The 22,866-nt window shown below is 66.6% G+C and carries 19 protein-coding genes; 5 read left to right on the top strand and 14 right to left on the bottom strand.

Annotated elements, in window-relative coordinates; translation table 11 throughout:
* The first annotated feature begins 3 nt into the window (after positions 1–3).
* On the top strand, positions 4–834 hold the full coding sequence (locus tag KHO22_RS15575; RefSeq protein WP_211948054.1) for an outer membrane protein assembly factor BamD: 831 nt from the start codon (positions 4–6) through the stop codon (positions 832–834).
* A gap of 111 nt (positions 835–945) precedes the next feature.
* Here the strand turns inward: KHO22_RS15575 and KHO22_RS15570 are convergent, their stop codons facing one another.
* From KHO22_RS15570 to KHO22_RS15560, 3 genes are read right to left on the bottom strand one after another with little or no spacing between them, the layout of a single operon-like run.
* Positions 946–3,159 (bottom strand): DNA repair helicase YoaA, encoded by a 2,214-nt coding sequence (locus KHO22_RS15570; RefSeq protein WP_420839605.1) that lies wholly within the window; start codon positions 3,157–3,159, stop codon positions 946–948.
* Between the two features lie 59 nt (positions 3,160–3,218).
* Positions 3,219–3,422 carry a YdcH family protein gene (locus KHO22_RS15565; RefSeq protein WP_211948053.1) on the bottom strand — a complete coding sequence of 68 codons (204 nt, stop codon included), beginning with the start codon at positions 3,420–3,422 and terminating at the stop codon, positions 3,219–3,221.
* Between the two features lie 57 nt (positions 3,423–3,479).
* Complete coding sequence (locus KHO22_RS15560; protein WP_211948052.1) at positions 3,480–4,313, bottom strand: hypothetical protein; 834 nt, start codon at positions 4,311–4,313, stop codon at positions 3,480–3,482.
* A 177-nt stretch (positions 4,314–4,490) separates the two neighbouring features.
* On the opposite strand from KHO22_RS15560, the gene KHO22_RS15555 reads away from it, so the two are divergent.
* The gene (locus KHO22_RS15555) at positions 4,491–6,839 is read left to right on the top strand and encodes a Tex family protein (RefSeq protein ID WP_211948051.1); all 2,349 of its coding nucleotides are present in this window, start codon (positions 4,491–4,493) and stop codon (positions 6,837–6,839) included.
* 59 nt (positions 6,840–6,898) lie between these two features.
* Here the strand turns inward: KHO22_RS15555 and KHO22_RS15550 are convergent, their stop codons facing one another.
* Both KHO22_RS15550 and KHO22_RS15545 read right to left on the bottom strand, forming a co-directional pair.
* Positions 6,899–8,257, bottom strand: a complete 1,359-nt coding sequence (locus KHO22_RS15550; RefSeq protein ID WP_211948050.1) for an ATP-binding protein — start codon at positions 8,255–8,257, stop codon at positions 6,899–6,901.
* Positions 8,254–8,925, bottom strand: a complete 672-nt coding sequence (locus tag KHO22_RS15545; protein WP_211948049.1) for a response regulator — start codon at positions 8,923–8,925, stop codon at positions 8,254–8,256. Before KHO22_RS15545 ends, KHO22_RS15550 begins: the two co-directional genes overlap by 4 nt.
* A gap of 238 nt (positions 8,926–9,163) precedes the next feature.
* Between KHO22_RS15545 and KHO22_RS15540 the strand changes: the two genes are divergently transcribed.
* Together KHO22_RS15540 and KHO22_RS15535 are read left to right on the top strand one after the other, a co-directional pair.
* The gene (locus tag KHO22_RS15540; RefSeq protein WP_211948048.1) at positions 9,164–10,936 is read left to right on the top strand and encodes a glycosyltransferase family 39 protein; all 1,773 of its coding nucleotides are present in this window, start codon (positions 9,164–9,166) and stop codon (positions 10,934–10,936) included.
* Positions 10,937–10,992: 56 nt separating this feature from the next.
* Positions 10,993–12,045, top strand: a complete 1,053-nt coding sequence (locus tag KHO22_RS15535) for a bifunctional UDP-4-keto-pentose/UDP-xylose synthase (protein WP_211948047.1) — start codon at positions 10,993–10,995, stop codon at positions 12,043–12,045.
* On the opposite strand, the gene KHO22_RS32775 is transcribed toward KHO22_RS15535, so the two are convergent.
* From KHO22_RS32775 to KHO22_RS15520, 3 genes are all read right to left on the bottom strand, one after another.
* Positions 12,042–13,142, bottom strand: coding sequence for an alpha/beta fold hydrolase (locus KHO22_RS32775; protein ID WP_211948046.1), 1,101 nt, complete (start codon positions 13,140–13,142; stop codon positions 12,042–12,044). The two genes, KHO22_RS15535 and KHO22_RS32775, sit on opposite strands and share 4 nt — an antisense overlap.
* Positions 13,143–13,413: 271 nt before the next feature.
* The gene (locus KHO22_RS15525; RefSeq protein ID WP_211948045.1) at positions 13,414–13,812 is read right to left on the bottom strand and encodes a hypothetical protein; all 399 of its coding nucleotides are present in this window, start codon (positions 13,810–13,812) and stop codon (positions 13,414–13,416) included.
* Positions 13,813–14,022: 210 nt separating this feature from the next.
* Complete coding sequence (locus KHO22_RS15520; protein ID WP_211948044.1) at positions 14,023–14,388, bottom strand: hypothetical protein; 366 nt, start codon at positions 14,386–14,388, stop codon at positions 14,023–14,025.
* Between the two features lie 457 nt (positions 14,389–14,845).
* Between KHO22_RS15520 and KHO22_RS15515 the strand changes: the two genes are divergently transcribed.
* Positions 14,846–15,823 (top strand): hypothetical protein, encoded by a 978-nt coding sequence (locus KHO22_RS15515; RefSeq protein WP_211948043.1) that lies wholly within the window; start codon positions 14,846–14,848, stop codon positions 15,821–15,823.
* A gap of 78 nt (positions 15,824–15,901) precedes the next feature.
* Here KHO22_RS15515 and KHO22_RS15510 read toward each other — a convergent pair whose 3' ends face one another.
* The 6 genes from KHO22_RS15510 to KHO22_RS15485 form a co-directional block, all read right to left on the bottom strand.
* Positions 15,902–17,806: a potassium transporter Kup gene (locus KHO22_RS15510; RefSeq protein WP_211948042.1), complete on the bottom strand. Its 1,905-nt coding sequence runs from the start codon at positions 17,804–17,806 to the stop codon at positions 15,902–15,904.
* Between the two features lie 322 nt (positions 17,807–18,128).
* The gene (locus tag KHO22_RS15505; RefSeq protein ID WP_211948041.1) at positions 18,129–18,842 is read right to left on the bottom strand and encodes an ABC transporter ATP-binding protein; all 714 of its coding nucleotides are present in this window, start codon (positions 18,840–18,842) and stop codon (positions 18,129–18,131) included.
* The gene (locus KHO22_RS15500) at positions 18,839–19,606 is read right to left on the bottom strand and encodes an ABC transporter ATP-binding protein (RefSeq protein ID WP_211948040.1); all 768 of its coding nucleotides are present in this window, start codon (positions 19,604–19,606) and stop codon (positions 18,839–18,841) included. Before KHO22_RS15500 ends, KHO22_RS15505 begins: the two co-directional genes overlap by 4 nt.
* Entirely contained in the window at positions 19,603–20,694 is a 1,092-nt protein-coding gene (locus KHO22_RS15495) for a branched-chain amino acid ABC transporter permease (protein WP_211948039.1), read from the bottom strand. The genes KHO22_RS15500 and KHO22_RS15495 overlap by 4 nt, the downstream gene beginning before the upstream one ends.
* A gap of 1 nt (position 20,695) precedes the next feature.
* Positions 20,696–21,562, bottom strand: coding sequence for a branched-chain amino acid ABC transporter permease (locus KHO22_RS15490; protein ID WP_211948038.1), 867 nt, complete (start codon positions 21,560–21,562; stop codon positions 20,696–20,698).
* A 72-nt stretch (positions 21,563–21,634) separates the two neighbouring features.
* Positions 21,635–22,822: an ABC transporter substrate-binding protein gene (locus KHO22_RS15485; protein ID WP_211948037.1), complete on the bottom strand. Its 1,188-nt coding sequence runs from the start codon at positions 22,820–22,822 to the stop codon at positions 21,635–21,637.
* Positions 22,823–22,866 lie beyond the last annotated feature (44 nt).

Genomic DNA, 22,866 nt, shown 5'->3' with positions numbered 1-22,866 from the left:
CCCATGCAATTGCTGAGCATGAAGCGCGCAAATTGGCGCGCGGGATTTGGAGCGATTCTGCTCGCAGGCGGCTGCGTCATGCTGTCGGCATGCGGCCTGCTCGCTGACCAGCCCGACGAGACTGCCGGCTGGTCGGCCAACAAATTATATTCGGAAGCCAAGGACGCCCTGGACGGCGGCGACTACACGCGCGCCGTGAAGCTCTACGAAAAGCTCGAGGGCCGCTATCCGTTCGGCCGCTACGCGCAGCAAGCCCAGATCGACACCGCCTACGCCAGCTACAAGGACGGCGAGACGGCGGCGGCTCTGGCCGCGGTGGATCGCTTCATCCAGCTGCACCCAAGCCACCCGAATATCGATTACGCCTACTACCTCAAGGGCCTGATCAACTTCAACGACAACCTGGGCTGGCTGGGCCGCTTCTCCGGCCAGGACCTGAGCGAACGCGACCCGAAGGCCGCCCGTGCGGCGTACGACGCCTTCAATACGCTTGTCACGAAGTACCCGGACAGCAAGTACACGCCTGACGCCACCGCGCGCATGCAGTACATCGTCAACTCGCTGGCCCAGCACGAGGTGCACGCCGCGCGCTACTACTACAAGCGCGGTGCCTACCTCGCGGCGGTCAACCGGGCCCAGCAGTCGCTCAAGGACTACGACGGCGCCCCCGCCAACGAGGAAGCGCTGTACATCATGATCCGCTCGTACGACTCGCTCGGCATGAAAGACCTGCGCGACGATACGGCACGCGTGATGGAACGCAACTTCCCGAACAGCGACTACATCAAGTACGGCGAGCGCCGCAAGGACAAGTCCTGGTGGGAAGTGTTCTGATTGGCACTCTGATTGGGGAAGAAGCAGGGCACTGACCCTGCAACGCGTACCGGAACGGGACAAGTCCGCAAGGATTGTCCCGTTTCTTGTTGGCTGGCCAGGCGACGCGGTTCAGTCCTGCTGTGCGCCGTCCGTGTCCTCGCCTCCGTCCTTGTCCTTGCCCTCCCCCTTCTCCCTGTCCCGCAGCGATTCAAGGAAGCGCACCACGGTCTGCGCCTCGCGCGTACGCGTGAACGGCGGCAGGCTTTGCCAGATCTGGCGGCCATAGGGCTTCTCGACCAGCCGCGTATCGCAGATGGCCAGCACGCCGCGGTCGGATTCCGAGCGGATCAGGCGCCCGGCGCCCTGCTTCAGCGTGATCACCGCATGGGGCAACTGGTGTACCGTAAACGGGCTCAGCCCCTTCTTCTGCAGCACCTCCATGCGTGCCGCGAGCACCGGGTCATCGGGCGGCGCGAACGGCAGCTTGTCGATGATCACGAGTGACAGGGCCTCGCCCCGCACGTCCACGCCCTCCCAGAAGCTCTGGCTGCCCACGAGCACGGCGTTGCCCAGTTCGCGGAAACGGTCGAGCAGTTCCGTGCGGCTGGCCTGCCCCTGCACCAGCAGCGGCAGTTCGAGGCCGCGCTCGGCAAAGGCGTCATAGAGCAGGTCGGAGGCGCGCTGCACGGCACGCAGCGTCGTGCACAACAGGAAGGTGCGCCCGCCGGCGGCCTCGATCAGCGGCAGCGCCGCGGCCACCACCGCGTCGGTAAACTGCGGCGAATTCGGCGGCGGCATGTCGCGCGGCACGTAGAGCAGGCCCTGCTTGCCGTAGTCGAACGGGCTCGGCAAGGTCAGCGAATTGTCCTTGTTGAGTCCCAGCTGCGCGGCATAGTGCGTGAAGTTGCCTTTCACCGACAGCGTCGCCGACGTGAACACCCATGCGCGCGGATGCCCCTCGCGCTGACGCGTGAAGATCGGCGCGATCGACAGCGGGGTACGGTGCAGCTGCACCGTGTGCGAGAACACTTCCACCCAACGCACCGTCTCCGGGCCGAACTGCGCCGGCGCGGCCGGCGGCGGTGCAGCTGGCTCCTGCGCCGCTTCGTCGCCTGTATCAGGCGCTTGCGGTGCGGGCGCCGTGAACGCCTTGCCTTCGTCCCGCCACGCTTCCAGCCGCTGCTGCAACTCCACCGCGCGCCGGTGGCATTGCTGCAGCGTCTCGGCCCGCTCCGCCTGGCTTTCGAGATGCTCGACGAAGGTCGACAGCGCCTCTTCGAGCGTATCGAGCGTGTCGAAGAACGGCTCGCCGATGCGCCGGTCGGCCTCGATCTGCCCCAGCGCCAGGCGCGCGTTCTCCTTGCCGAAAGCCAGGCGCAGATCACGCGTGGCACGTTCCAGCGGCGCCGCGATGCCAACCCAGTCGACCGCATCGCGCGCATGCGACAGCCCTTCGGCCACGGTGTCGCGGCAGATCTCCAGCAACTGGCTGGTCGACAGCGTCTCGCCAAAGAACAGCGTCGCCGTGTCGGGGAGCTGGTGCGCCTCGTCGAAGATGATCGTGTTCGCTGCCGGCAGCAGTTCGGCCATGCCGGTGTCGCGCAGCACCACATCGGCAAAGAACAGATGGTGGTTCACGACTACCACGTCGGCCTGCTGGGCTTCCTTGCGGGCCCGCATGACGAAGCAGTCCTTGTAGTTCGGACACTCCGATCCGAGGCAGTTGTCCCGCGTGGAGGTCACCAGTTGCCACACCGGCGCATTCTCGGGCACCTCGGCGAGTTCCGCCTTGTCGCCTGACGAGGTGGTCTTGGCAAAGCGCGCAATGTCGCGCAGCCACGCCGCATCCTGCTTGGACGCGAGCCTGCCATTGGCCTGCGCGCGCTCAAGGTGATAGTGGCAGAGATAGTTGGCCCGGCCCTTGAGCAGCGATACCGAGATCGGCACATTCAGCGCGCGCCGCACGGTCGGGATATCACGCAGGAAAAGCTGGTCCTGCAGATTCTTGGTGCCGGTGGAAAGCACCACCTTGCCGCCCCACAGCATGGCGGGGACCAGGTAGGCAAAGGTCTTGCCCGTGCCCGTCCCGGCCTCGACGATCACCGTGTCGCTGCGCTCGATCGCGCCGGCTACGGCCTCGGCCATCTGCTGCTGCGAGTCACGCGGGCGATAGCCCGGAATGCCCTGGGCAAGCGTGCCGGTTTCGGCAAAGATCTTGGCCAGTTCGCTGGCGTGGTTGGCAGGCACTGCGGACGCGGGAACCAGGTCGGCCTGCGCCGGCGCCGGGCTTTCGGTGTCTGCGTCCGGCTCTGGCAGGTCGGTCGGATCGGTCAGGATGGTCAAGGCGGGTAAGACTCAGGTATCGCGCGGTGTGGCGTTGGCAGTTCCGGCGTGCGCGGCACTCAGGCCGGCACGTCGGGTTCGAGCTGGAGTTGCAGCAGGGTGATGGCGTCCTTCAGCTTGAGGCGGCGCTTCTTCAGCCGCCTGAGCTGGAGTTCGTCATGGGTCGGATCCTCGGCCAGCCGGTCGATCAGGTAGTCGAGGTCGCGGTGCTCGATCTGCAGCTCCATGAGCTGCCGTTCGAGGGTGTTCAGGTTACTGTCCATTTGCATTTCCCCGCCGCATCTCCCCCAAAACAGGCTGGCGTACCCCCCGAACCCGGCTCAGAAGCCAAAGGGACGCGGCGCCGACGCCTGCCCCTGCTGTTCTTTCGCCTTGGCGCGCCGCTCGTCCTGATCCTTCTGGCGCTGTTCGGCCTCGCGCTGCTTGGCCTCATACGCCTTCACGTTCTCTTCGCGCTGGCGCGCCTGCTCCGCGCCCTTGCTCTGCGCCTCGCGCATGCGGGCGTCGTAGTCGGCCTGCTTCTGCTGGTGGGACTGCGCGTTGGCCGAGCGCTTCGGCGCATCGGCCTGGTGCTGAGCGTCGCGCAGTTGCTGCTCCTGCTGCTTCTTCTCGAAGGACTCGCGGCTCGCCTGTTCGTTCGCGCTGCGCTTGGGCTGGCCAGCCTCGTACTCGGCCCGGCGCAACGCCTGCTCGCGATCGCGGTCGGCGGCCCGCTGGGCGCGCTCGGCTTCACCTACTTCGAGCTCGCGCTGGCGCAACACCTGCAATTCCCCGCGCTGGATTTCCTTCGCCTTGTCGATGCAGTGCGTGACGAAGAACTTGTCGTAACAGGCACGTTCCGCCGTGGCGAAGCGGTAGTTGGTCCACGCGCGTGAATCGCCGATCGCCTTGCGCTCGGCAGCGAAATCGCGCGGCGCCGCTGCCGGCGCGGAGGCCTGCGCGGCGCTGTCCGACATCGGCGCCAGCGTGCCGGCGCCGACCACGGTCAGCCACACCGCGGCCATGGCAAGCAGGCGGACAGTCGGCATCTTTCGCCCGTCACGGTGCGGGACGGAACGGGGCAGGCGTGCGGCGGGAATCATGGCCAGGGTTGCCGTGCCGCGCACGGCCATGGGCATGGCGGGCGCGACGGCCGGATGGGGCTTGAAGGTCATGGCCGAATTCTAGCATCCGGCCTGCCCCGCGCCCTGCCCCGCCCCTTGTGGGACCGCCGCGCGGCGTGCCGGAAGATACACGCCTGCAAACAGTCCCTCTTCTGTGGCGGAAAGCCGTCGCGCTTGTGGCAAAATTCCCCGCTTTCGACTGACCGCGTCCGACAGACCGATTTCCCGATGTCCAATCTGCCCGCATCCGTTTCGCAAAAGATTGTGTCGCTCATCGCGGCTGAACTGACCGTTCAACCCCGCCAGGTGGCGGCTGCCGTGGCCCTGCTCGATGAAGGCGCGACCGTTCCGTTCATTGCCCGCTACCGCAAGGAAGTGACCGACAACCTGGACGACACCCAGCTGCGCACGCTGGAAGAGCGCCTGCTGTACCTGCGCGACATGGAAGAGCGTCGCCTGGCCATCCTTGCCTCGATCGAGGAGCAAGGCAAGCTCACGCCGGAGCTGCGCACGGCGATCGAGGCCGCCGAGACCAAGCAGGCGCTGGAAGACCTCTACCTGCCCTACAAGCCCAAGCGCCGCACGCGCGCCCAGATCGCGCGCGAGTGCGGGCTGGAGCCGCTGGCCCAGGCGCTGCTGGCCGATCCGACGCTGGACCCGCAGGCTGAAGCGGCCAAATACGTCAACGGCAACCCGACGGCCGACGGCGGCGTGCCGGACGTCAAGGCGGCGCTGGACGGTGCACGCGACATCCTCTCCGAACAATTCGGCGAAACCGCCGAGCTGCTGGGCAAGCTGCGCGAGCACCTGTGGAGCAACGGCGTGGTCAGCTCCACGGTCATGGAAGGCAAGGAAACCGCCGAGGAAGAGAAGTTCCGCGACTACTACCAGTACAGCGAAACCATCCGCACCGTACCGTCCCACCGCGCCCTGGCGCTGTTCCGCGGCCGCAATGCGGGCGTGCTGATGGTCAAGCTGGGCCTGGGCGAAGAGCAGGATGCCATGGTGCCGCACCCGTGCGAAGGCATGATCGCGCGCCACGTCGGCATCCAGAACCAGGGCCGCCCCGCCGACAAGTGGCTCGGCGATGTCTGCCGCTGGTGCTGGCGCGTGAAGGTGCAGCCGCACCTGGAGACCGAGCTGCTGACCCAGCTGCGCGAAACCGCGGAAAGCGAAGCCATCAAGGTGTTCGGCCGCAACCTGCACGAACTGCTGCTGGCCGCGCCCGCCGGGCCCAAGGCGGTGATGGGCGTTGACCCGGGCATCCGTACCGGCTGCAAGGTGGCCGTGGTCGATACCACCGGCAAGCTGCTGGAAACCGCGACCATCTACCCGCACGAGCCGCGCCGCGACTGGAACGGCTCGCTCGCCACGCTCGCGCGCATGGCCAAGCAGCATGGTGTCGCGCTGGTCTCGATCGGCAATGGCACCGCGAGCCGCGAAACCGACAAGCTGGTGCAGGACCTGATGCGCCAGGCGCCCGACCTGAAGCTCACCAAGATCGTCGTGAGCGAAGCCGGCGCATCGGTGTACTCGGCGTCGGAGCTGGCCGCCAAGGAATTCCCGGAGCTCGACGTGTCGCTGCGCGGCGCGGTGTCGATCGCGCGCCGCCTGCAGGACCCGCTGGCCGAACTCGTGAAGATCGACCCGAAGTCGATCGGCGTGGGCCAGTACCAGCACGACGTGAACCAGCGCGAACTGGCCCGCACGCTGGATGCCGTGGTCGAGGACTGCGTGAACGCCGTGGGCGTGGACGTGAACACCGCGTCGGCACCGCTGCTGGCCCGCGTTTCCGGCCTGAATACCGTGCTGGCGCGCAATATCGTCGAATACCGCGATGCCAACGGCGCCTTCTCGAACCGCGACGCGCTGAAGAAGGTGCCCCGCCTCGGGGACAAGACCTTCGAGCTGGCGGCCGGCTTCCTGCGCGTCAATACCGGCGACAATCCGCTGGACCGCTCCTCGGTGCACCCGGAAGCCTATCCCGTGGTCAAGCGCATCCTGGACCATATCAAGAAGGGGCTGCCGGACGTCATGGGCAACCGTGAAGCGCTGCGCGGCCTGTCGCCGGCGCAGTTCACCGACGAATCGTTCGGCCTGCCGACCGTGCGCGACATCCTCACCGAACTGGAAAAGCCGGGCCGCGACCCGCGGCCCGAGTTCAAGACGGCCACCTTCCAGGAAGGCGTGGAAGACGTGAAGGACCTGCAGCCGGGCATGATCCTGGAAGGCGTGGTCACGAACGTGGCGGCGTTTGGCGCGTTCGTCGACATCGGCGTCCACCAGGACGGCCTCGTGCATATCTCCGCACTGTCGAACAAGTTCGTCAAGGACGCGCACGAAGTGGTCAAGGCCGGCCAGATCGTCAAGGTCAAGGTGATGGAGGTCGACGTCAAGCGCAACCGTATCGGCCTGAGCATGCGGCTCGATGACGAGCCGGGCCAGACGTCGGCGCGCCCGTCGGGTGACCGCGGCGGTCAGCGCCCGGCCGGCAAGGGTTTCGGCAACGGCGGCGCGCGCCGCGAGGCGGAGTCGGGCGGCGCCATGGCAGCGGCATTCGCCAAGCTCAAGCGATGAGTTGACTGGTTCTGCCGCTGCAGCAAAACGCCTCGTGTGGTTGACGCACGAGGCGTTTTTTATTGCGGCTCGCCGCAGCGGAGAATGCTTACCGTCAGTCCTGACCGGCCGTCGGTGCGGTTGGCGAACGCGATGCGCAATCCATGCAGCCGCGCGACGCGCTGTGCGATCGAGATGCCGAGCCCATGCCCGTGCTCGCGTTGGCCACCCGCGCGGAAGAACCGGTCGCCCAGCCGCACCAGCACCTCGGGCGCCACCCCTGGCCCTTCATCGCACACCACGATGGCATCGGCACGGAAATCCATGGTGACCATCGCGCCCGCCGGGCTATAGCGAATCGCATTGTCCAGCAGGTTGCGCAGCATCAGCCCGAGCAGGTTCGGATCCCCCGCCAGCGGCAGGGGCGGCACATCGGCCGGTGGCCAGATCAGTTCGACATCCACCTTCCTGCGCTGTGCCAGCACCAGGCAGTCCGACAGTGCCTGCTGGGCGATCGGCTGCCAGTTCACATCTTCCAGCATCGCCAGCGCAGAAGCATCCTCGAGCCGGCTCATGGTCAGCAGCTGCGACACCAGCCGGCTCATGCGGTCGATGCCCGATTCGACGTTGGCGCGAGCCCTGGCACGCTCATTCTCATCCGGCGAACGCTGCGCGATTTCCCACTGCGCCTTCAACGCCGCCAGCGGCGTGCGCATTTCGTGCGCGGCATCCGCTGTCAGGCGCCGCTCGTGCTCGATCGAATCGGATACGCCGGCCAGCAGGCGGTTCATGGCGTTGACCAGCGGCACCAGTTCACCGGGAACGCCCGCCAGGCCCAGTGGCTGCGGATCATGCGGGGAACGGCGCTCGATCTCCGTGGAGAGTGCGCGCACGGGTGTCATGGCCCGCCGCATGAACAGGATCAGCACGCCGATCAGTACCGGCAAGCCCACCGCCCACGGCAACACCTGCGCGGCGATGTAGGACAGGATCAGCTCGTTGCGTTCGCCCAGTTTCTGCCCGATGCAGACGCGCCAGCCGGTCACGTCATCGTCCAGGTAGTACAGCCGCCAGCGATGACCGTCGATGCGCTGGTCCGTGAAGCCCTTGATGCCCTTCGCCGGCGGCAGGCTGTCCCCGTCCGGATCGATGTGCATGGGCGTGCCATCGGGGAGCCACGCGGCAATGGCCAGGTCGCCAAGGCCCGCGTCGCCCTGATCCCCTTCCGCAATCGCCGGCAGCCTGGCCCGCGACGGCGCGGCCGTGATGTCGACCAGCGGCACCAGCGAATGCATCTGCATCGCCATGCGGACCATGTCGGTGTCGTACAGTTCGTTGATCTCGTGCCCGGCCCGCACGTATGTCATGGCGATGGTCAGCAGCCACACCACCGGGGTCACGACCAGCACGGCCAGGATCAGGCGCCGCTGCAGCGTCATGTGCAGTCCTCGGCGGCGCCCAGGGTATAGCCGGCGCCGCGGAAGGTGCGCACGATCTTCGGATGGATCTTGCGGCGCAGATGGTGGATATGCACTTCGAGCGTGTTGCTTTCCAGCCCGGCCTGCCAGTCATAGAGCTTGTCGCGCAGGACATCGCGCGTCAGCAGCCGGTTCGGATGCGCCAGCAGCAATTCCAGGAGCATGGCCTCGCGGCTGGTCAGGTCCACGGGCTTGCCGTGCCAGAAGGCCTGCCTTGCCGCCGGGTGGAACTCCAGCGCCCCGTGCCGCCAGACCGGCGCCGAGTTGCCTGCGGCGCGGCGCGTCATGGCACGCAGGCGGGCGGCCAGTTCATCGAGGGAAATTGGCTTGACGAGGTAATCGTCCGCGCCGCTATCCAGGCCACTGATGCGGCTCTCGATCGCATCGCGGGCCGTCAGCACCAGGACCGGTATCTGGCAGCCACGCTCGCGCCAGCGCCTGAGCCACGCCATGCCGTCATCGCCCGGCAGCCCGAGGTCCAGCACCACGGCGTCGTAGTGCACCACGCCAAGCGCATGATCCGCCTCGGCGCCGGTGGTAAACCAGTCGACGATATATCCCGTCAGTTGCAGCCCGCGCAGCAACCCGTCGCCCAGCATAGGGTCGTCTTCAACAATTAGAATTCTCATTTCCACGCCCGCTTTTTTGCGATACAGGCCAATACAGGGCGATACAGGGCAATCAAGCCGCGGCAAGTCGCGCAGCCGCCATTCTGCCCAAATTTCCTTAATCTGCCATTAAGGTTCGTCACTTATCCTCCCATGTTGCCCTGAGCCGGCCGCTTGTCCGATTTCCATCCGACATTCGTTGCCACACGGCATTGCCCGGTTTCCGGCCCGAAATCCGCCACGCCACCCTTCTTCCTTCATGCTTCATGGTTCCGACCGCCTGACGAGCGAGCACGACACGCTTGCCGCGCAAGCATCCCTGCCGTGGCACAGGCGCCGCTTCGGCGGTGTTCCGCTGATGGTGCTGGCCGGCGTCTGCGCGGTGATCGCGCTGCTGTGGTTCGGTACGCTGGGCATACGCCACCTGATCGGACCCGATGAAGGCCGCTATGCCGAAATCGCCCGCGAAATGTTCGTCAGCGGCGACTGGGTGACGATTCGCTACAACGCGCTGAAGTACTTCGAAAAGCCGCCGTTCCACATGTGGGTGACGGCGCTGTCGTATGTGCTGTTCGGCATTGGCGACTGGCAGGCGCGCCTGTGCGTTGCCCTGGCCGGCGCCATCGGCCTGCTGGCCTCCATGCTGGCTGCCCACCGGTGGTTCGGCGCCCGCGCCGCATTGCTCACCGGGCTGGTGATGGTCGCCGCGCCGATGTGGAGCGTGGCGGCGCACTTCAACACGCTCGACATGACGCTGTCCGGGGCCATGGCCTGCGTGCTGGCGTTCATGCTGCTTGCGCAGCACCCCGACGCCACGCCGGCCGCCCGCCGCAACTGGATGCTGGCGTGCTGGCTGGCCATGGGCGTGGCCATCCTGACCAAGGGGCTGGTCGGCATGGCGCTGCCCGGGCTGGTGCTCGTGATCTATACGCTCGTCACCCGTGACCTTGGCCTGTGGCGACGCCTGCATCTGGCGAGCGGCATCGCGCTGATGCTGCTGGTCGCGGTGCCGTGGTTCTGGCTGGTTTCGGAACGCAATCCGGAATTCCTGCGCTTCTTCTTCATCCACGAGCACTGGGAGCGCTACACGTCGAACGTGCATTCGCGCAAGGGCCCGCTGCTCTACTTCGTGCCGCTCGTGCTCGGGGGCTTCCTGCCGTGGCTGGGCCTGGTTCCGCGCATGTGGCGCGCGGTGCGCGAGCGCGCCGGCGTGACGTCGGGCATGGCCGCCAGCGCGCCGCGACCGTTCCAGCCCGCCCTGCTCGCCGCCATCTGGGCCGTCGCCATCTTTGTCTTCTTCAGCCTGTCGCACTCGAAGCTGCCCGGCTATATCCTGCCGGTCTTCCCGGCGCTGGGCATCCTTGGCGGCGTGGCGCTCGATGCGATCACGGAGCGGTCCTGGCGCCGCCAGCTCGTGGCCGGCCTGGCGATCGGCGTCATCGGGCTGCTGGCGAGCCCCATCGTCGCCACGCTCAATTCGAACAACACGCCCAATGCGCTGTATCGCGCCTATGCCGTCTGGGCGGCCGTGGCCTTCGCGCTGATGATCGCGAGCACGCTCGTGGCGCGCTGGCTGCTGCCGCGGCGCGGGCTGATGGCAAGCATCACGGTCTATGCGGTCGGCATGTGCACGGCATTCACCGCGGCACTGCTGGGGCATGAAGTCATCGGCCGCTCGGCATCGGGCATCGACATGATCGCGCCCGTGGCGCGCGTGCTGCGGCCGGACATGAAGCTCTACAGCGTGCGCGTGCTGGACCATACGCTGCCGTTCTACCTGCGCCACACGCTGGTGATGGTGGACCGGCCCGACGAACTGGAATTCGGCGTTACCCAGGAGCCGCAGAAATGGCAGCCGACCACCGCGGCGTTCCTGGCCGCGTGGCAGGACGGCCAGCCCGCCATGGCGATCATGTCGCCGCACACCTTCGCAGAACTGAGCCAGCGCGCGCCCATGCATGTCGTGGCACGCGACTGGCGCCGCGTGGCCGTGGCCAACTTTGCCGTGAGCGCGCCGGCACAACAACGCTAGGCTGGCTCCCGCGCCCGGCGCATCCTTACGCTTAACCCATGCAACAAACCACTTCCATGCAAGCCAAGAAAGTCCTCATCCTTGGCGTCAACGGCTTCATCGGCCACCACCTGACGCGCCGCATCCTGGAAACCACGCCGTGGGAGGTCTACGGCATGGACATGTCGTCCGACCGCCTCGGCGACCTGGTCGACCATCCGCGCATGCATTTCTTCGAGGGTGACATCACCATCAACAAGGAGTGGATCGAGTACAACATCCGCAAGTGCGACGTGATCCTGCCGCTGGTGGCCATCGCCACCCCGGCCACCTACGTGCGCCAGCCGCTGCGCGTGTTCGAACTCGACTTCGAAGCCAACCTGCCGATCGTGCGCGCCGCGGTCAAGTACGGCAAGCACCTGGTCTTCCCGTCGACCTCCGAGGTCTACGGCATGTGCGCCGACGAGGAGTTCGACCCCGAGTCCTCGCCGCTGATCTACGGCCCGATCAACAAGCCGCGCTGGATCTACGCCTGCTCCAAGCAGCTGATGGACCGCGTGATCCACGCCTACGGCATGGAGCAGGGCCTGAACTACACGCTGTTCCGCCCGTTCAACTGGATCGGCGCCGGCCTCGATTCGATCTTCGAATCGAAGGAAGGCTCCTCGCGCGTGGTCACGCAGTTCCTGGGCCATATCGTGCGCGGCGAGCCGATCAAGCTCGTCGACGGCGGCGCCCAGCAGCGCGCCTTTGCCGATATCACGGACGGCATCTCGGCGCTGATGCGCATCATCGAGAACCCCAACGGCGTGGCCACGGGCAAGATCTTCAACATCGGCAACCCGGCCAACATCCACTCGGTGCGCGAACTGGCCGAGATGATGCTGAAGATGGCCGCCGACTACCCCGAGTACGCCGAGCAGGCGCGCAAGTCGCAGATCGTCGAGACCTCGTCGGGCGACTTCTACGGCAAGGGCTACCAGGACGTGCAGCACCGCGTGCCGATGATCGACAACACCATGCAGGAGCTCGGCTGGAAGCCCGAAGTGACGATGGAACAGGCCCTGCGCCAGATCTTCGAGGCCTATCGCGACCACGTGGTCGAAGCCCGCACCCTGGTCAGCGACTAAGTCGTACGCGGGACCTCCGCATCGGCGCGGTCGAAGCCCGCCTTGCGGGCCAGCACAATGGCCTGCGACCGGTTTTCCACTTCCAGCTTGGAGAAGATGCTGGTGATGTGGTTGCGCACGGTCTTCTCGCTCAGGTCCAGGCGGGCGGCAATCTGGGCGTTGTCGCGCCCCTGGGCGATCAGCTCGACGATATCCCGCTCGCGGCGCGTGAGCGCCAGGAATGCCGGGTCGGCCACCGCTACGGGGGCCGGCAGGAAGTTGTGGATCTCGTCGAGCCAGCGCTGCCACTCCCGCTCGGTTTCGAGCAGCAGGTGATTACCGCTTTCAAGCGGCACGAAACGTGCACCGGGAATCGCGCTGGCGATCAGGCGTCCCTCATCGAACGGCACGCGCGCATCGCGTACCGCATGCAGCACCAGCGTCGGGCAGGACACCAGCGGCAGCAGCGCCACCACGTCGATCTCGTTGAACACGCGCATGAAGCGCGCCGCGTTCACCGGTGAGGTCGAAACCCTTTCCAGTTCATTGAACCACCGGTGCTGCTCGGCCGTGCCGCCGGGAATGAACTGCGTCGTGAAGAACTGGCGGAACGCCGGGTTCTCCTGGCCCCATCCAAGTTCGGCGAGCTTGTTCATCAGCTCGGCTTCGTCGCGCAGGTGCGGATTCAGGTGCAGATCGCGCTTGAGCCGCCCGCGCGCGTAGCCGCCGTGCAGGATCAGGTGGCTGACCCGCTGCGGGTGCGCCACCGCGTACGCCACGGCAATCGAGGCGCCCTGCGAGATACCCAGCAGCGGAAAATGGTCCACGCCCGTGGCATCGACAATCGTTTCCAGGTCGCGCAGCCACGCCTCGAACGACAGGTCCTCCACCTCGCGGTCGGACAGCCCGCAGCCGCGCTCGTCATACCGGATCAGTGTGTGGTCGCTGGACAGCGCCGCCAGCATATGGCTCCATACCGGGCTGCCGACATCGAACTCGAGATGGCTCATCCAGTTCGCGGCCTTGACCAGCGGCGGACCGCTGCCGGTGATGGCATACGCCAGCCGCACGCCTTCGCGGCTGGTGCATAGGCGGATCTGCTGCTTGAGCATCGGCATCTCGGCTCACGCGGCACAGGGTTGCCGGCGCGAGCAGCAAACGGCCCACGCAAATGGCGCGCTACGTGACTTACCTAGAGTAGCAAAGGAATTCGCCTGCCGAGACGGCAAAGCGCGGCCAGGCCCGGCCCAAGCGTCGATAGCCGGGCCCGGGCCCTCTGGCGTCAGGCCTGCGCCAGCGCGGTGCATGTGGCGGTCATGGCGCACATGCACCGCGGCGCAGGATCAGCAGGCGAGCATCAGGAGGATTGGCCAGGGATGGTGAGCGTGACTAAGCGTGCTGTACCTCCTGTGTCAGGCATGCGCCGCCACGTCCTTCTCCCTGCTGCGCGCGGGCGCCATCGGTGAAGGGGTCATAGCGGCCGCCCTGCCGGCTGCCGCCGGTGTAAGGATCAGGCTTGCCCATGCGCATTGCGCCCCGGTCAGTGCCCGAGCCGTCGACCGCGCACACGGACATGCCCTGACGAGCGATGACGGCCTGCGCCTCGATTCGCAAATCGGCCTGCGCTGCGCCGCGGGCGCCATCGGTGAAAGGATCGCGCGGGCCGCTAGGGCCCGGCGCGGCAGTAGCCCGTGGGGCTTCGCCACGCACGTCGGCGTGGGCCATGCTGAATAGCCCGGCGGCGAGTGCGGCGGCGGCAAGCATGGTCTTGGCAAGGTTCATACGCATGGATAACTCCAGACAGGGCCCGCCGGACCGCTGGCACGGCACCGGGCTACGGCATGGCCTTGTACAGGCGATCTCGCTCGATGAGCGACTTCAGGACGGGGCCGCACGGGATCGCCTTTGCCGTGCCTGGCCGAGGTCGGCACGCGCCTGCCACCATCCCATCGTGGCGGCGCCGGCGTGCCGGACTGCCGTGTCAATGCGTCGTGTGTTTCAGTAGAGCCATCGCTGCATTCCGGCGATCGCCGCAAGATCCCGCACGTGCGTGGCGGTGCGGCTGACCAGCGATCGCGCGGCGAGGCGCAGCGTGGCGCGCCAGGTCGCGGCGTCCGGCGATGTTCGTGCGCGCAGCGAGCGCGCCAGCGACAGCGCCCGGCCGACGTCGCGCGCCGCGGTGCCATCCTGATCCAGGTCGCGCAGCGCGGCGAGCCAGGATTCCCCGTGGGGATGCGCATGGCAGAACATCCAGAGCAGCAGCAGCGCCGATGGCACCAGCACGGCAGGACGCGCCAGTCGCAGTCGTCGCACCGCGGCGAGGTTCTGGCGGGACTGGCGCGACCACTGCTGCAACGGGCGCATGGCTCGGGCTCCTTTTCTGGGGGCGGGCCGCACCGCAGGCAGCGGCCCTGGACTAACGAAGGTACGCATTGTCGGCCCGCCCGCCAGCCGCGTGCATGAGGCGCATGTCCCAATTCGGCCGCAAGCGACCATCCTGTCCCCGGGATTCCGGGACGGACGCCCCGAAGCCCGTCTTCCGCGGATACGCGCATGAGCACCTGGCCAGCCACGCCAACGGTCGTTGGCGCAGGCGAACGGCATCTGCTGCTGCCAACCTTCCGGACAACGCGTGTGCCATGACGGCAAGTGCGGCAAAGCCGGTTAAGCCGGCAAAGCGGGACCGACGTCCCGCCAGCGGCTCGCAAAGCTGCGGTGCCATGCGGGCCGATCGGGACGTGCGCCTCATGCCGTGACGGCCCGATGCGTGAATGATTCGCTGACCGTCAATCGCGACGGCGCTATCCCGACAGGAGTTGCCATGCAAGACCCCGCCACGACCACCGACACGCAGCGCTATGCCCGCTGCATCGCAGCATCCCGCCGCATTCGCTGGGACATCGACCGCGACGTGATCCGCGACCGCAGTTTCGACCTGAACCACAAGTTCCTGCCGGACGGCCTGTCGCTGATCGACGAGCTCACTTTCCTGACGCCGGACGAACAACGCTTCCTGAGCCAGGTGCAGGGCCGCACGTATGCCAACATGTTCGGGCTGGTCGAGCGCTTCGTCAGCGCCAAGGTGCTGGAGCTGACGCAGGACCACCGTCTCGGCGACCAGACCGCGCTGGAAGCGCTGATCCGCTTCACCGACGAAGAGCTGAAGCACCAGGAACTGTTCCGCCGCATCGAGCGCCTGGTGGCCGTGCACATGCCGGCCGGCTACCACTTTGACGCGGCGCCCAACGATGTGGCCGCCTTCGTGCTGGGCAAGCGGACCTGGGCGGTGCTGGCCATGACCTGCCAGATCGAACTGTTCTCGCAGGCGCACTACCGTGCCAGCATCGGCATGGCCCCTGACCTGTCGGATCTGTACAAGGACGTGTTCCTGTTCCACTGGCGCGAGGAGTCGCAGCACGCCATCCTCGACGAGCTGGAGTGGAAGCGCGAAGACCTGCGCATCTCCGCCGCCGAGCGCGATGCCGCGGTGGACGACATGATCGCGCTGGTGGCCGGCATGGACGAGATCCTGCAGGCTCAGGCCCAAGCCGACGCCGGGTACTTCCTGCGCGTGACCGGCAGGACCGGGGACTCGCCCCAGGCCGTGCAGGTGCATGATCTCCTGCTCAAGGCGTATCGCTGGACCTACATCGTCACCGGCGCGCTGGAGCCGCGCTTCGGCAAGCTGCTGGGCGACATGATCACCCCGGCTCAGGCCGCGCGTATCGAGGCGGCCATGGCCCCGCTGATGTACGCGATGCCCGCCTCCGGCCAGCCATCACCGGCCATGGCGGCCTGACGCCGCTGAAAAGACGAAGCCCCCGCGGGGCTTGCGCCTGCAGGGGCTTCAGGGGCTTCGTACTGTCCGTTGCCCGGATCAGATCTCGACCTTCGTACCGAGTTCGACCACGCGGTTGGCGGGAATCTGGAAAAAGTCCGACGGCTTGGCGCCATTCTGATGCATCCACGCGAACAGGCTTTCGCGCCACATCGACATGCCCGGCAGCTTCGACGGAATGACCGACTCGCGCGCGATGAAGAAGGACGTCTCCATCAACTCGAACTGCATGCCCAGCTTGCGCTGCGCCAGGTCCAGCACCTTGTGCACGTCCGGCGTTTCCTTGAAACCGTAGTCCGACTTCAGGATGTACACGCCACCGCCCAGGTCCTTGCAGCTCAGGCGATGTTCGTCGTCGACATAGGGAATATCGCGCGTGACAAAGCTGAGGAAGACCACGCGCTCGTGCAGCACGCGGTTGTGCTTCAGATTGTGCAGCAGCGACACCGGCACCGATTCGGTATTGCCGGTCAGGAACACGGCCGTGCCTTCCACGCGGTGCGGCGGGTGCGCCAGCAGGCCGGCAATGAAGGGCTCCAGCGGGATGCCGTCTTCGAGGCTGCGTGCGCGCAGCAGCTTGCGGCCGCTGTACCAGGTCATCAGCAGGAAGAACGCCATGCTGCCCAGCAGCAGCGGGAACCAGCCGCCTTCCGCGATCTTGAGCAGGTTCGCGGCGAAGAATGCCAGATCCACCAGCAGGAACGACAGGCCGAGCAGCGTCACGAGCGCCGGGTTCCATTTCCAGACGTTACGCATCACCACGGCCGCGAGGAAGGTGGTGATCACCATGGTAGTGGTCACCGCAATGCCATAGGCCGCCGCCAGGTTCTCCGACTTCTTGAAGGAGATCACCACGGCCACGACCAGGACCAGCAAGATCCAGTTGATGACCGGCAGGTAGATCTGCCCGATCTCGGCCGCCGACGTGTAGCGCACGCGCATGCGCGGCACGAAGCCGAGCTGGATGGCCTGGCTGGTCAGCGAGAACGCGCCCGAGATCACGGCCTGCGACGCAATCACGGTGGCGCAGGTCGCCAGCAGCACCATCGGGATCAGCAGCGGCTGCGGCACCATCAGGTAGAACGGGTTCTCGGCACCGGCCGGGTTGGTCAGCAGCATGGCGCCCTGGCCGAAATAGTTCAGCATCAGGCAGGGCATGACGAGCACGAACCAGCCATAGCGGATCGGGCGCGCGCCGAAGTGGCCCATGTCGATATACAGCGCCTCGGCTCCCGTCAGCACCAGGAACACGGAGCCCAGCACGATAAAGGCCAGCAGCGCATGCTCGATCAGGAACGAGATCCCGTAGTACGGGTTGACGGCCTTGAGGATCTCCGGCGCCTGCACCAGGTTGTACACCCCGAGCAGGCCCAGCGTCACGAACCAGACCACCATGATCGGGCCGAACAGCTTGCCCACCGCCGAGGTGCCATTGCGCTGGATCAGGAACAGCGCCACCAGGATGACCAGCGTGATCGGTATCACGAAGCGCGAGAGCTGTGGCGTGGCGATTTCCAGCCCCTCCACCGCCGACAGCACCGAAATGGCCGGCGTGATCACCGCGTCGCCATAGAACATGCACGCGCCGAAGATGCCCAGCATCATCAGCACCTTGGCCCAGCGCGAGCGTGGCGCCGCCGTGCGCAGCACCAGCGCCATCAGCGCCAGCACCCCGCCTTCGCCGTTGTTGTCGGCACGCATCACGAACACCACGTACTTGATCGAGACCACGATGATCATGGCCCAGAACAGCAGCGAAATGATGCCCAGCACGGCTTCGGGGCTGAACGGGATGCCGTGCTCCTTGCTGAAGCACTCCTTGAGCGAATACAGCGGGCTGGTGCCGATGTCGCCGAACACGACACCGATGGCGCCGATCACGAGCGCGCGCGTGCTCGGGTTCTCGACAAAGTAGTGGCTGGTGGTTGCGGTTTGGGTGGTCATGAATTCTGGTCTGAACGACCGGTTCGCGGGCAGTGGTCAGGATTACCCGGAACTCGGCCAGACACAGCGGCCGTCGATGGGCCGCCTCCCTACTGTTCTGTTGTTCTATTGCATTGCACAAGCGGCCGCAATTCTAGATGAACTGCGGTCCGCCGGCCACTGACGATCGCCCCAAACCGCGGGTGGAACGCATCAAGCATGGGAGGGAAGTGGCGGATGGTCAAGTCCTGCCGGCAAATCGAGGAAACCTTGTCACCGGCCGCGCGACGTTGCGACGTCGCCACAAAATGTAGCTTATAAGGCGCATTTTCGCATCTGCCGCTCATACCCCAAGGTAGCGATCCAGTGCTTCCGGCTTGGCAAGCAGGTCCGTGGCGGGTCCGGTCAGGACCACACGCCCCTTCTCCAGCACCACCACGCGGTCCGCATTGGCCAGCACGGAGCGGAAGTTGCGGTCCACGACGACGGAGGCGATGCCGGTGGCCCGCACGGTCGCGATGACGTGCCAGATCTCGCGCACGATGCGCGGCGCCAGGCCTTCGGTGGCTTCGTCCAGCACCAGGCAGTCGGGGTTGGTCATCAGCGCGCGGCCGATCGACAGCATCTGCTGCTCGCCGCCGGACAGTTGCTGTCCGCCATGATCCAGACGCTCCTTGAGCCGCGGAAACAGGTCGAGCACGCGCGCCTCGTCCCAGTCGTGGCGGCCGTTGCACCCCTTGCGCGCCGCCATGACCAGGTTCTCGCGCACCGACAGGTTCGGGAAGACACCCCGTCCTTCGGGCACGTAGGCTACCCCCAGGCGCGCCACCTCGTAGGGCTGCGCGCGCGAAACATCGCGCCCGGCCACGCGAATGTTGCCGGTGCGCTGGCGCACATGGCCCAGCAGCGTTCGCAGCAGCGTACTCTTGCCCATGCCATTGCGGCCGAGCAGGCCGACCGTCTCGCCCGTGCCGACGCAGAAGTCCACGTCGCGCAGGACATGGCTGGAGCCGTACCAGGCGTTGATGCCGCTGGCTTCGATCATGGCGGCGGTCATGCCGGCACCCCGCTGTCTTCCGCCTCGCCCAGGTAGGCGAGCTGGACTTCCCGGTTGGCGCGGATGGCATCGGGTGTACCGCTGGCAATGACCGTGCCGTTGACCATCACGGTGATGCGGTCGGCCACCGAGAACACCGCGTCCATATCGTGTTCCACCAGCAGGATCGCGTGACCTTCGCGCAGGCCGCGCAACAGCGCCAGCATGCGCGACGACTCCTCCGCGCCCATGCCCGCCAGCGGCTCGTCCAGCAGGAGGGCCACGGGCTGCGTGGCCAGGCACATGGCCACTTCGAGCTGGCGCTTCTGGCCGTGCGCGAGTTCGCTGGCGATCCGCCCGGCATGCGCGGCCAGCCCGGCGCGCTCCATGGCCTCGTCGGCGAGCGCCCCGCTCATGCGGCATTTGCCCGCGTCTTCCCAGAGCCGCCAGGCGCGCTGAGCACGCGACTGCGCCGCCAGCCGGCAGTTCTCGCGCACGGTCAGCGGCAGGAAGATGTTGTTGCGCTGGTAGCTGCGGCCAATGCCATGCCGGGCCAGCCGCGGCTGGGACCAGCCGGTCACATCCCGGCCCTGCAGGTAAAGCTGGCCTTCCGAAGGCGGCAGTTCGCCCGACAGCATGTTGATCAGTGTGGATTTGCCCGCGCCATTCGTGCCGATCACCGCATGGATCTCGTGCAGCGCCAGCGACAGGTCCACCCCCGCCACGGCGGTCAGGCCGCCAAAACGGCGCGTCAGGCCCGTGGCCTGCAGTACCGGTGTGCTCATGCGGCCTCCGTGTTGCGGTGGCTGCGGCGCTCGCCGCCCGCCACCTGCGCCGTGTCGTCGTCATCGCCTGCGGCGCCGCCATTGCGCGCGCCGGGGGCGCGCGGCTTCGGGCGCAACACCGACGGCAGGCTCACCAGCCCGCGCGGCAGCAGCGCCACCGCGACGATGATGAAACCGCCCATCAGCAACTGCCAGTGCTTGGTCATCGTGCTGAACCACTCGGCCACCAGCACGAAGGAGAAGGCCCCAAGCACCGCGCCGGCCAGGCTGCCCACGCCGCCCAGGATGACCATCAGCATGGCGTTGCCCGACTGGTGCCACGAAGCGATTTCCGGGTTGACGAAGCCGAACTGGACCGCATACAGGAAGCCCGCCAGCCCCGCCAGCATGCCGCCCGCGACGAAGGCGCCGAGCTGGTAGCGGTACGTGGCATAGCCAGCCGCGCGCATGCGCTGCTCGTTATGGCGGATGCCCACCAGCGCGTGGCCGAAGCGCGAACGCAGCAGCAGCGCCAGCACGACCACGGTCACACCCATTGCGGCCCAGACCATCCAGTAGAAATGACTGGGATCATTGACGGTCAGTTGCCGCAACCCGGGCACCGGGAATTCCGGGCGGAAGTAGATGTACGTGCCGTCGCTGCCGCCGGCGATCTTGGTGTCGTGGAAGACGAAATACACCATCTGCGCGAACGCCAGCGTCACCATGATGAAGTACACCCCGCGCGTGCGCAGCACCAGCATGCCGACCAGCATGGCCAGCGCCGCCGCCGCGCCCAGAGCGCCGGCCAGCAGCAGCCAGCCGTTGCCGGGCCCGGATTCCGGCGCCAGCATGGCCGTGGCGTAAGCCGCCGCCGCGAAGTAGGCGGCGTGGCCCAGGCTCACCAGGCCGGTATAGCCGATCAGGAGCTGCAGCGAGAGCGCGAAGATGGCCATGATCATGACCTTGCTGAGCAGCTCGATATAGAACTTGTGGCTGTCGGCGGTCAGCAGCAGCGGCAGGCTGGCCAGCACCGCGAAGGCCACCAGCCATGCGAAGGCGACGCGCGCACTGCCATGCGAAGGCGCCGGGGAAAGCTTGGTATCCATATCAACCCGCCTTGAACAGGCCTTGCGGCTTCCACAACAGGATCACCGCCATCAGGAGGTAGATCAGTACGCCCGACGCATCCTGCCAGAACACCTTGCCGAAGGTATCGACGAAGCCCAGCAGCAGCGAGGCCACCAGCGCGCCCTTCACCGAGCCGATGCCGCCGATCACCACCACCACGAAGCATACGATCAGCACCTGCGCGCCCATGCCCGGGTACACGGACGACACCGGCGCGGCAATCATGCCCGCCAGCACCGCCAGCGCCACGCCAAGCGCGAACACCACGCGGTACAGCACGGTCACGTTGATGCCCAGCGACTGCACCATTTCACGGTTGGTGGCGCCGGCGCGGATCATCATGCCCAGGCGCGTGCGCCGGATCACGAAGTACATGGCCGCGGCCACGAGCAGGCAGACCGCCGAGATGCACAGGCGGTAGACCGGATACGTCATGTCGTTGCCGATTGGCAGCGCACCGTCGAGTATCGCCGGTATGGGCACGCCGTGCACGTCGTCGCCGACGAGGATGCTGCGCAGTTCCTCGAACACCAGGATCAGGCCATAGGTCATCAGCACCTGCTGCAGGTGGTCGCGCTCATACAGGAAGCTGAAGAATACCCATTCGAGCATGTAGCCGAACGCGACGGCCAGCACGATGCCGAGCGGCACGGCGATCAGCAGGTTGCCCGTGAGGCTGGCCAGCGCGAACGCCAGGTAGGCACCGAGCATGTAGAAACTGCCGTGTGCCAGGTTGATGACGCCCATGATGCCGAAGATCAGCGTCAGGCCGCTTGCCACCAGGAACAGCAGCAGCCCGTACTGCACGCTGTTCAGGCACTGGATCAGGAAAGAGACGATGTCCATGCTGCGTGGGGAAGATGCCCGGCGCGCGGCAGGCCGCGGCACCGAAGCATCATGCCGGTCGAAAGGTGGGAATCAGAGACGGCAGCCGCGCGCCGGATCGGCCAGCGACTTCACTGCCACGGTGCTCACCTTGTTCTCGCGGCCGTCCACCTTGCGCAGGTAGAAGTCCTGCACCGGGTTGTGCGCCTTGGACAGCGTGAAGGCACCGCGCGGGCTGTCCACCCTGGCCGCTTCCATGGCCTTGTAGATATCGGCCTTGCGCGACATGTCGCCCTTGACCGCGTTGGCACCGGCGGCCAGCAGCTGCGCGGCGTCGTAGCCCTGCACGGCGTACACGTCCGGCTGCAGCTTGTAGGTCTTGGCGTAGTCCAGGCGGAAACTCTTGTCGCGGGCGTTGCTCAGGCCATCGGCATAGTGCAGCGTCGTTTCGAGGCCCTGCGCGGCGTTGCCCTGCGCTTCCAGCGTGCCATCGGTCAGGAAGCCCGAGCCATACAGCGGAATCTTGTCCTTGAGCCCGGCCGCGGCCCAGTCCTTGACGAACTTGACGGCACCGCCGCCCGCGAAGAAGACAAAGACCGCGTCCGGCTTGAGCGCGGCCACTTCGGTGATCAGCGCCTGGAATTCCACGTTGGGGAACGGCAGGCTCAGTTCCTTCACCACCTTGCCGCCCTTGGCTTCGAAGGCTTCCTTGAAGCCCTTCACGGATTGCTCGCCGGCCGCGTACTTCCAGGTCAGCGTGACCACCTTCTTCATGCCGCGCTCGGCCAGCACATGGCCCATGGCGTAGCCGGGCTGCCAGTTGGAGAACGACGAGCGGAAGATGTTGGGGCCGCACAGCGGACCCGTCGCTTCATCCACGCCGGCGTTCGGGATGATCAGCAGCGTGTTGTTTTCCTTGGCCACCTTGACGATACCCATCTGCACGCCCGAATGCACGGTGCCCACCACCACGTCGACCTGGTCGCGCTTGATCAGCTTGGTGGCATTCTCGGGCGCCTTGGCGGGATCGGATTCGTCATCGACCTTGAAGTACTCGATGTCCCGGCCGCCGAGCTTGCCGCCCTGCTGCTGCACGTACATGCGGAAGCCGTTTTCGATGGCCGTGCCCAGTGCCGCGTACGTGCCCGTGTAAGGCAGCATGAACCCCACCTTGATCTTCCCGCCCTGCGCGCTCTGCGCATGGACGGCCCCGGTGGCGGCAAGCATTGCAGCGACGGCAAGGCAGGCAGGCGCGAGCCTGCGCGATGTGAAGCGGTGCATGATGTCTCCTGGTGGTCAAGCCGGCGGTTCGTGGAACCGTGATC

The sequence above is a fragment of the Cupriavidus yeoncheonensis genome (genome assembly GCF_905397275.1).
Lineage (GTDB): Bacteria > Pseudomonadota > Gammaproteobacteria > Burkholderiales > Burkholderiaceae > Cupriavidus > Cupriavidus yeoncheonensis.
The sequence above is the reverse complement of the archived record's forward strand: the minus strand, read 5'-3'. Positions and strand labels throughout refer to the sequence as shown.

What these genes read in the sequence shown, in the direction of transcription:
- KHO22_RS15540 (WP_211948048.1), top strand. Translation starts at nt 9,164, where the DNA reads ATGCTTCATGGTTCCGACCGCCTGACGAGCGAGCACGACACGCTTGCC.
- KHO22_RS15505 (WP_211948041.1), bottom strand. Translation starts at nt 18,842, where the DNA reads ATGACCGCCGCCATGATCGAAGCCAGCGGCATCAACGCCTGGTACGGC.
- KHO22_RS15525 (WP_211948045.1), bottom strand. Translation starts at nt 13,812, where the DNA reads ATGCGTATGAACCTTGCCAAGACCATGCTTGCCGCCGCCGCACTCGCC.
- KHO22_RS15575 (WP_211948054.1), top strand. Translation starts at nt 4, where the DNA reads ATGCAATTGCTGAGCATGAAGCGCGCAAATTGGCGCGCGGGATTTGGA.
- KHO22_RS15545 (WP_211948049.1), bottom strand. Translation starts at nt 8,925, where the DNA reads ATGAGAATTCTAATTGTTGAAGACGACCCTATGCTGGGCGACGGGTTG.
- KHO22_RS15495 (WP_211948039.1), bottom strand. Translation starts at nt 20,694, where the DNA reads ATGGATACCAAGCTTTCCCCGGCGCCTTCGCATGGCAGTGCGCGCGTC.
- KHO22_RS15500 (WP_211948040.1), bottom strand. Translation starts at nt 19,606, where the DNA reads ATGAGCACACCGGTACTGCAGGCCACGGGCCTGACGCGCCGTTTTGGC.
- KHO22_RS15535 (WP_211948047.1), top strand. Translation starts at nt 10,993, where the DNA reads ATGCAAGCCAAGAAAGTCCTCATCCTTGGCGTCAACGGCTTCATCGGC.
- KHO22_RS15510 (WP_211948042.1), bottom strand. Translation starts at nt 17,806, where the DNA reads ATGACCACCCAAACCGCAACCACCAGCCACTACTTTGTCGAGAACCCG.
- KHO22_RS15555 (WP_211948051.1), top strand. Translation starts at nt 4,491, where the DNA reads ATGTCCAATCTGCCCGCATCCGTTTCGCAAAAGATTGTGTCGCTCATC.
- KHO22_RS15490 (WP_211948038.1), bottom strand. Translation starts at nt 21,562, where the DNA reads ATGGACATCGTCTCTTTCCTGATCCAGTGCCTGAACAGCGTGCAGTAC.
- KHO22_RS15560 (WP_211948052.1), bottom strand. Translation starts at nt 4,313, where the DNA reads ATGACCTTCAAGCCCCATCCGGCCGTCGCGCCCGCCATGCCCATGGCC.
- KHO22_RS15565 (WP_211948053.1), bottom strand. Translation starts at nt 3,422, where the DNA reads ATGGACAGTAACCTGAACACCCTCGAACGGCAGCTCATGGAGCTGCAG.
- KHO22_RS15515 (WP_211948043.1), top strand. Translation starts at nt 14,846, where the DNA reads ATGCAAGACCCCGCCACGACCACCGACACGCAGCGCTATGCCCGCTGC.
- KHO22_RS15520 (WP_211948044.1), bottom strand. Translation starts at nt 14,388, where the DNA reads ATGCGCCCGTTGCAGCAGTGGTCGCGCCAGTCCCGCCAGAACCTCGCC.
- KHO22_RS15550 (WP_211948050.1), bottom strand. Translation starts at nt 8,257, where the DNA reads ATGACGCTGCAGCGGCGCCTGATCCTGGCCGTGCTGGTCGTGACCCCG.
- KHO22_RS15485 (WP_211948037.1), bottom strand. Translation starts at nt 22,822, where the DNA reads ATGCACCGCTTCACATCGCGCAGGCTCGCGCCTGCCTGCCTTGCCGTC.
- KHO22_RS32775 (WP_211948046.1), bottom strand. Translation starts at nt 13,142, where the DNA reads ATGCCGATGCTCAAGCAGCAGATCCGCCTATGCACCAGCCGCGAAGGC.